Origin of the sequence: Aliifodinibius sp. S!AR15-10 (assembly GCF_031569985.1) — a bacterium.
In the GTDB taxonomy this organism is placed as follows: domain Bacteria; phylum Bacteroidota; class Rhodothermia; order Balneolales; family Balneolaceae; genus JAMQKA01.
In genome coordinates this window covers 1-5,719 of record NZ_JAMQKA010000094.1, presented here as the reverse complement: position 1 = coordinate 5,719, position 5,719 = coordinate 1, and the positions used below count along the sequence as shown (strand labels likewise).

Annotated in this window: 5 protein-coding genes; all 5 read right to left on the bottom strand. The window is 47.0% G+C overall.

What is annotated here, in order from left to right; genetic code table 11:
- Window positions 1–714 precede the first annotated feature (714 nt).
- The 5 genes from NC796_RS26345 to NC796_RS26325 all read right to left on the bottom strand — a co-directional run bounded on the left by NC796_RS26345 (window position 715) and on the right by NC796_RS26325 (window position 5,362).
- Entirely contained in the window at window positions 715–2,055 is a 1,341-nt protein-coding gene (locus NC796_RS26345) for a hypothetical protein (RefSeq protein WP_310688865.1), read from the bottom strand.
- A gap of 188 nt (window positions 2,056–2,243) precedes the next feature.
- Window positions 2,244–3,131 (bottom strand): flagellar hook-associated protein FlgL, encoded by an 888-nt coding sequence (flgL, locus tag NC796_RS26340; protein WP_310688863.1) that lies wholly within the window; start codon window positions 3,129–3,131, stop codon window positions 2,244–2,246.
- A gap of 5 nt (window positions 3,132–3,136) precedes the next feature.
- Window positions 3,137–4,510 (bottom strand): flagellar hook-associated protein FlgK, encoded by a 1,374-nt coding sequence (gene flgK, locus NC796_RS26335; protein ID WP_310688862.1) that lies wholly within the window; start codon window positions 4,508–4,510, stop codon window positions 3,137–3,139.
- Between the two features lie 3 nt (window positions 4,511–4,513).
- The gene (gene flgN / locus NC796_RS26330) at window positions 4,514–5,047 is read right to left on the bottom strand and encodes a flagellar export chaperone FlgN (RefSeq protein WP_310688861.1); all 534 of its coding nucleotides are present in this window, start codon (window positions 5,045–5,047) and stop codon (window positions 4,514–4,516) included.
- Between the two features lie 27 nt (window positions 5,048–5,074).
- Window positions 5,075–5,362: a hypothetical protein gene (locus NC796_RS26325; protein WP_310688860.1), complete on the bottom strand. Its 288-nt coding sequence runs from the start codon at window positions 5,360–5,362 to the stop codon at window positions 5,075–5,077.
- Window positions 5,363–5,719: the final 357 nt, after the last annotated feature.

Below are 5,719 nucleotides of genomic sequence, written 5' to 3'. Positions count from 1 at the left end.
AATACTGAGCTGATGGCGCTTATCCGACATAAAAAGATTCCATTTGAGTTAAAAATTGGCGATGTTCGATTAAACCTATCGGTTTTGGGAAAAATCCCCAAAACAAGGGGTTCTGCAAAGGCCCCTCGAAATAAACTGAAAAAGGCGTCTGGTTAGAGGGGGCAACGAGCTAACTTTTCTTTAGGTTAGGTTTTTTTTAACAAGCTAACATTCTACATGTCAATAACAGATCTGTCTCCGGCTTCCGGCCTTGGTAAAGTTGACCGCCCGGAAGGAAGCGGAGGGAAGCGCGAAGAAAAAATCTGCGATTTTTTTAGCGGAACGACGAGCCCTTCAGGTCAAGTTTACCTCCACCGGCGATTTTTTTTCGTTTAGTTCTTTAGTCCGACTTCCGGCGGATTTCATCGTTGAAAAAATGAACAACAGAAATTAGTAGTAGCCACTCCAAAAGTTTTTTACCATACAACAGTGGTTCGAAATGCATAATTCTTACCGGTAATTGTCAAATTGCCCTGCATTAGATACAGCCGATACAATTATTATCCTTCTGAAATATTACAATGGGTAATTCAGGAAGAGGGTGTTCATTTTTTCCGTGAAGAAAATCCGCCAGGAATCGGACTGAAGAACTGTCCACCAAAAAAATCACCATAAAATCCCACATGTTGGCCGACCCTTTTGAGGAGCTAGTAGGTATTTGCTTTTGACTTATCACTAAACGGCATCCGTTATCAACTCACGAGCACGCTCCACTTTATTGATCTTGGTTAACGATACAATCAGCCGCCTCTTATACTCCCTATTTTCGGGGTAATGGTGGTATAGCGTTCGGTAAACCTCAGCTACATACTCATACCACCCTTTCTGCATAAACATCGACATAAAATCGTCGAGTTCTTCCTGTTCAGCCTGATCCAGCTTGTCCGGGAGGCGATCTCCAAACATCCGTTCAAAAAAGGAAACAGATCGTTCATACTCGAAAAGTTCAATAGACAAAAGCAATACCCTGTGCAGAAAAGAACGCTCTACTTTTCCCTGCTTTACGGTAAACAGCTTCTCAAAGAAATCAGAAGCCTCTTTTCGTCGCCCCGCCTTCAAGGCCACATTAGCAAGGTTCAGCAATGCCTCCTCCTGCTGCAACATCCGGTCGAAATTGGCCCTGGAGTTACGGTCAGACTTTTCGTAGTAGCTGAGCAGCGCCTGGTATGCCTTTTCCCACTGCTTTTGCAGCTCAAATATTTTGAACTGTATCAGGTAGGGGACGCGCTGCGCCGGTTCTGCCTCCACCGATTTTTGCGCCAGGGCCAGTGCCTTAGACCACTTAAACTGCTCGGTCAAACAGCTGGCAAGACCGTTCACAGCCCCAAGACGATCAAACGGCAACAACTTTTCCGCTTTTAGCAGCTGCCGGTACTGGGCGGCTGCGTGCACATATTTCCCCTGTTTAAAATATCGCTCCCCCTGCACCAGGTACAACTGGGGAGAGGCCGATCGTACCGAAAGCTCTTCATCGGTATCAACATGTGCCACCGGGTCAGACTGCCGCTCAAAAATAACAGGTCGCTCCAGCAGGCTGATATTCTGCTGCCTGATGTATTGCGTGCAGTCGGGCAGCCCTCTGCCATCAAACAGATCTCCGGTTCCAGAATGCACCAAGCGAATCTGGTAAAAGTGTCTCGGTGCTCCGCCATTCCTATAGCGGATTAGTGTCGTCAACCAACAGTTTGGGCTGAGGGATTTCTTCCTGGGGAAGTCATCTAAACGGAGTTGCTCATCATCTTCAACAAACAGAGTCCACTCTTTGCGGGATTCTGCAAGCAGCCTGTTCCACACCGTTGAACGGGCTTCCTCCGGATGATAGGAATGCCATCCTACCCTAGCCGGCAAATCTTCGGGGCGCGGTCCCATCCCGGCAATAGTCATCCTGGCAAAGTGATTTTCCCACTCCGACAATCTCTGCTTATCCAGGTACCGGTTGTCCGATAAAAAGAGAACCAGTTCTATCCATCCCATTTTATTGTCCGTAACATTAACTGTGTGTGATGAGGTACGCATATAGCTTCCCTGAGTGATCATTAATTATTCAATTGTATCCCGACGTTACTTTTTCGCTTGTCTATAAAAAAACTATGACACTGGAGTCAATCTTCTAAACCACCCGTTCGCAAAAACAGCGGCAAGGCGGAGAGCTTCCCCCTCCAAATGACTGTTCCTGCCGCCCGGGGGGCTAAAGCTCAACACTATTACAAATAATCGAGTAGTGTATTTTTAAACATATTGCTGTGAACGGCCATGGCGGACTCAAACGCTACCTGGTTTCGCTGCAGTTCTGAAAAGGCCTGGGCGTAATCGGTGTCCACCAACTTACTTACATGAGACTTTTGGGTGATCTTGGTAGATTCGTACTGCTCATTCATAAACTCCATGCGGTTGATATTGTCCCCGAGCCTCGATGTCAAATCCGTAACATGCTCTATGATCTTGTCACTTTTGGGGATCATGTCACTCACTGCATCCGCATCATTATCACGGAGTGACTGCTCCAGGTCCCCGATCACTTCAAATAGATCGCCCGCCTCCGTATCGGCTATCTCCTCCCCGGAGACGCTGATATCGATTTTCACACCATCCCCGGCTATAATCGTAGGGGCGGTATCATTACTATTATTTACCACGGTTCCATCGTTCTGAAGCTCAAAGGGTTTGGTATCGCTGTTGGTGCCGGCAAAAAGCTGGCGTTCTCCATACTCACGGTTAAGGGTATTCACCAGGTTTTTACGAACCCCAGCCACTTTATCGGCCAGGTTCTCGCGCTGGTTTTCCCCCAAAGAGCTCGACGCCCCCTGTACCGCGATCTCCTTCAGCTGTATCAGCCCGTCAATCGCTCCATCCAGTGCACCCTGTGAAAGGCTGGCCTGCCGCAGTCCACTATTGATATTTCCCTGGTACTGCTCGGTCTTTTTGATATCCTCTTCCATAATCCGGCTGCTCTGAAAGGAGACCGGATCCTGTGAGGGAAAACGAACCGAGCGGCCGCTTGATAAATCCGACTGCAGCTCGGCCATCTCACTGCGGTTCTTATTAATATCCCGCATAAAATTGCTAAACATCGTTTTTTGTGTAATACGCATAATTGTTACCTGGCTATACTGATTAACGTGTCATACATATCCTGGGCCGTACTCATCACCCGAGCTGCCCCCTGGTAAGCATTTTGAAATTTGACCATTCGACTCAACTCCTCGTCGATATTGACGCCTGCCTCCTCTTGCTGCTGATTTTTGAGCATCTGTATCTCCGAATCGCGTGCTGCGATTGAGGACTCCAATCCATTTAGCTTACTTCCGGGCTGACTGATCAACTCAACTGTGTAGTTAACGAGCTTGCTGTTTCTCGTCGCATTGCTTTCTACAATCCGTTTGTTCCTCAGGCCAGCTATCTGGGAAGCCATGTCTCCATTCCCGGCCACCCCGGCCTGTGTTGAGGCAGCAATATGACGGGGATTATCTACCAATGCTTGGTTAACGCTGATGGTGGCTGCTGTTTTATTACCGGGAGTAAAGAAATTTCGCGCAGTACTGTCCTCCAGGCCATATCCATTTTGATGGAGGGCATTAAACTCCTCAACCATTGTAGAGGCGATGGTACCCAGCCGCCTTTTCATGTCGGGAATTTCCTCTTCGTACATCTCAATTTCACCGCCCAATTCGCCACCGCTTGCCTTAACGATGTGACCGGTTTCCATACGCAGCTTAAAACTCTTGTCTACATCGTTTACCTCGGCTTTCAGGGTATGGGCCTTGTTTTCGTCTAATACTTTCATTCCACCTACCCGTATTTGAAGGGCACCCGTATCGGTCAACTGGCTCTCGAAATCGATCAGCTCTGAAAGTTCACCCAGTTTCTGGGTTCTTATATCCAGGCTGCTGTGGTCCGGTTTACCCTGTGCCTGGGCCTTGGTTATCGCATCGTTCAGCTGATCCAGATCTTTCAACAAACCGTTGACTGAATCCACTTTTTGCACCGCCGTATCCTTCACCAAATCGCTGGCCCGATCTATATTTCGACTGACCTCACTCATTTTGGCAGTAAACTGCTGGGCTTCGCTGATCAGGTTATTCCGAATACTTATATCTTGCGGATTACTGGAGACTTCGGAGAAGTTGTTAAACAGGCTCCCGATTTTACTGTCCAGCCCGCCGCCCGAGTCCGACACGATGGCTGACTCCAGCTTTTCAAACACATCTTTCTTTTTTTGCAGGTAGCCCATATCCTGCTTCTTTTCATTTAGAAGGGTATCATTCATTTCATCCCTCAGCCGGTTCACATTCGTGATGTTGACACCCAGTCCCGCATGAAAACGAGACATCTGCATACCGGCGGGCGCATTCTCAACCCGCTGACGGCTATAACCGGGGGTATCTGCATTAATAATATTATTGGAAGTCACGGAGAGGGACTTCTCCGCATTACGAAGTCCACTCTTAGATATCTGAAATAAGGTTCTCATATTCTATACTTCCTGGTTTATTGCCATGCCGGAAGCCACATCGCTGGTGCCTCCGGTTGAGCTGTAATGAGTATTATTCTTGTTATACATATGATAGATGGAGTGCATCATCTCGGTGTTTCTTCCCATCGCAAACCGCAACAGATCCACAAGCTGCTGATGCTTCCGCTTAAGTTTCCTTGAATTGTCTCGGAGCAGCGCCCTCCACTGGTCGATCGCGGGTGCAGAGCCGGGATAAACCTGCTTCAACATCTCCAGTTTTACGGGTTCACTTTTTCCAAAAGTTGCCTGTACCTGCCTGTTGAGTTCCTCTACAAAGGCGACTTCCTGCTTTTTAAATTCAGCCTTCAGTTCAGTATGCTCCTCGGTAAATTGCTCCACCTTTTCCGGGTGAGAAGCTACAACCGACTCAATCTGCTCTTCCATCACGCGGAGCAGTTCCCCAGCCAGTTCATCGAGCCGGGTTATCAATTCCGTTATTTCCTCCAAAGAATAAGTAGCATCTTCGGCACCTGTTTCCATCCTTACGTTTGACATGTTTTCAACTGTTGTTAGAGTTACAGGTTATGATTGACTCCAGTATTTGCTTACTAAATCTGCCATCCCCAATTTTCGCCTGGCCGCAATTTCACCTGCGAGCGTATCCGTAATAAATTTCCGGTAAAGATTATTTGATGGTGCCAGCGCACCACTTTTATCGCCCATCTTGAAGGAATCTTTAGTCATCTCCTTTACCAATTTTCGGGCGAAGATCTCCTCAAAGTCGGTAGCTGCCTGCTGCTTTTTAATTTGCTGGCTTCGGCTTTTACCGATCTCTTTTTGTCTAATATTTACTAATGAGTCTATTTCCATATCTTGCAGATTATGTGTAATGTTTGCTGCTAAGTCTGTTCTGGTTCTTTGATTAAAGTGTATATTATTTGAATTATCCTGCTAATTTGAACCATCCTTCGGTCCCATCCCTACCAGCAGGTAGGGAAACTCTTCTCTTTCCCTATCTGTAAGGGGAGAACAAAGCTTGTCTCGAATACTTTCGGGGATAGGGTCACCCCAGGGGCAACCAATATTTTTGGATATTCTGAACTAGTGTCATTACCACTAAATAAAAGGGGTAAATGTGATTGGGTTTTTGTATTTTTCGAATAAAACATCATGGATAAACTCACCTTTCCCGACCTCTCTCAACAAGTCAAAGATCAACTCCTTACT

Bases quoted from the DNA above. Each gene is read 5' to 3' on its own strand.
- NC796_RS26345 (WP_310688865.1), bottom strand. From the start codon at position 2,055: ATGCGTACCTCATCACACACAGTTAATGTTACGGACAATAAAATGGGA.
- flgL (WP_310688863.1), bottom strand. From the start codon at position 3,131: ATGCGTATTACACAAAAAACGATGTTTAGCAATTTTATGCGGGATATT.
- flgK (WP_310688862.1), bottom strand. From the start codon at position 4,510: ATGAGAACCTTATTTCAGATATCTAAGAGTGGACTTCGTAATGCGGAG.
- flgN (WP_310688861.1), bottom strand. From the start codon at position 5,047: ATGTCAAACGTAAGGATGGAAACAGGTGCCGAAGATGCTACTTATTCT.
- NC796_RS26325 (WP_310688860.1), bottom strand. From the start codon at position 5,362: ATGGAAATAGACTCATTAGTAAATATTAGACAAAAAGAGATCGGTAAA.